Origin of the sequence: Streptomyces sp. NPDC056948, from assembly GCF_042674225.1 — a bacterium.
Lineage (GTDB): Bacteria > Actinomycetota > Actinomycetes > Streptomycetales > Streptomycetaceae > Streptomyces > Streptomyces purpurascens.
Genome location: NZ_JBHUQX010000764.1, coordinates 1 through 1,892 on the forward strand (window position 1 = coordinate 1; position 1,892 = coordinate 1,892).

Below are 1,892 nucleotides of genomic sequence, written 5' to 3' on the forward strand. Positions count from 1 at the left end.
CACCGACGGAGAACCGGTGGGAAAGGGGGCCTTCGCCGTGTCAGTTCCAGGTGCGGGCGCGCAGGGGCATGCCCGACTCCCCGGATTCGGGGGGCCGCACGGCCAGGACCTGGTTGACGCCGATGCGGTTGCGCTCGAAGGCCACCGCGCAGGCGGCCATGTACAGGCGCCAGACGCGGGCGCGGCCGGGGCCGCTGAGCTGGACGGCACGCTCCCAGTCGGCCTCCAGGCGGGTGACCCACCGGCGCAGCGTGAGGGCGTAGTGCTCGCGGATCGACTCGACGTCGCGCACCTCGAACCCGGCACGCTCGAGCTGGGTGACGGTGACGCCGACGGGCTGGAGCTCACCGCCGGGGAAGACGTAGGAGTCGATGAACGCGTCGACCTCGTACGTCGTCTCGTCCCGCTGCGGGCGGCGGGCGATCTGGTGGTTCAGGAGCCGGCCGCCGGGCTTGAGCAGGTCGTACAAGCCGTCGGCGTACTCCAGGTACCGGTCGGCGCCGACGTGTTCGGCCATGCCGATGGAGGAGATCGCGTCGTACGGCCCGTCACGGACGTCGCGGTAGTCCTGTACGCGGATCTCGATCCGGTCGGTGAGGCCCTCCTCGGCGACGCGCTTGCGGGCGTAGGCGGCCTGCTCCTGCGAGAGCGTGACGCCGACGACGCTCACGCCGTGCTCGCGGGCGGCGTGGATGGCCATGGAGCCCCAGCCGCAGCCGACGTCCAGCAGCCGCTGACCGGCTCTCAGGCCGAGCTTGCGGCAGACGAGTTCGAGCTTGTCGTGCTGGGCCTGTTCGAGGGTGCCGTCCGTGCTGTCCGGGCTGTCCCAGTAGGCGCAGGAGTACACCATGGACGGGCCGAGGACGATCTCGTAGAAGTCGTTGCCGACGTCGTAGTGGTGGCTGATGGCGCGTCTGTCGCTGCGCTTGGTGTGCAGATGGCGGCGGGCGCTGCGGGCCTCCTCGGGGGGCGGGGCCGGCGGCAGCGGGGTCCCGGCGAGCCTGACGAGTCCGCGGACCGCGGAGCGGACCTCGGGGTCGCGCAGGGCCTGGGTGAGGGTGCGGGCGTCCTCTCCGCGCTCCCAGATGTCTCCGGCGAGCAGGTCGAGAGTGGTGTAGAGGTCGCCCTCGATGTCCAGGTCGCCCGCCACCCAGGCGCGGGCCAGGCCCAGTTCGCCCGGCTTCCACAGCAGGCGGCGCAGGGCGCGGCGGTTGCGTACGACCAGGGTCGGCGCGCCCGGCGGGCCCGCCTGCGAACCGTCCCAGGCGCGGATGCGCACCGGGGGTGGTGCTCCCAGCAACTGTGCGAAGAGGCCCTGCAGCCGCTGCGCGGCGTCTGCCATGGTGTACACCTCCGTGACGGGGAATCCCGGAATGTCCGACACCACGTAAACACCTGCCGGGCCTCACCGCAGTCCCCGGCACGCGTCATGTCTGAGCAAAGCCGCCACTTCGCCCACCCGGCGGTGAGTTCCGTACAACGCCGAAGGACCTCCCGCACCACGGATGGCGGGAGGTCCTTCGTCAGGCGGGTGACCGGCGGAGGGTCAGGAGGCCTTGGCCTTCTCCTCGGTCTTCTCCTTCGGCGCGGCGGCGACCGGGGCCGGCTTGGCGGCCTCGTAGAACTCCTCGCGCGGCGTCTCCATCGCGCCGAGGGAGACGACCTCGCGCTTGAGGAACATCGCCAGGGTCCAGTCGGCGAAGACGCGGATCTTGCGGTTCCAGGTCGGCATCGCCAGACCGTGGTAGCCACGGTGCATGTACCAGGCGAGACGGCCCTTGAGCTTGATCTTCATCTTGCCCATGACGATCATCGCGACGCCCTTGTGGAGGCCGAGACCGGCCACCGCGCCCTTGTTGGCGTGGGCGTAGTCCTTCTGCGGGAAGCCCCGC

At 71.1% G+C, this 1,892-nt stretch carries 1 protein-coding gene and 1 pseudogene; both read right to left on the minus strand.

The features are described 5' to 3' along the window. Positions 1–40: 40 nt before the first annotated feature. Entirely contained in the window at positions 41–1,342 is a 1,302-nt protein-coding gene (locus ACFTZL_RS44465) for a class I SAM-dependent methyltransferase (RefSeq protein WP_382596224.1), read from the minus strand. 204 nt (positions 1,343–1,546) lie between these two features. Next, positions 1,547–1,892, minus strand: a pseudogene (locus ACFTZL_RS44470) (NAD(P)/FAD-dependent oxidoreductase); the annotation flags it as partial.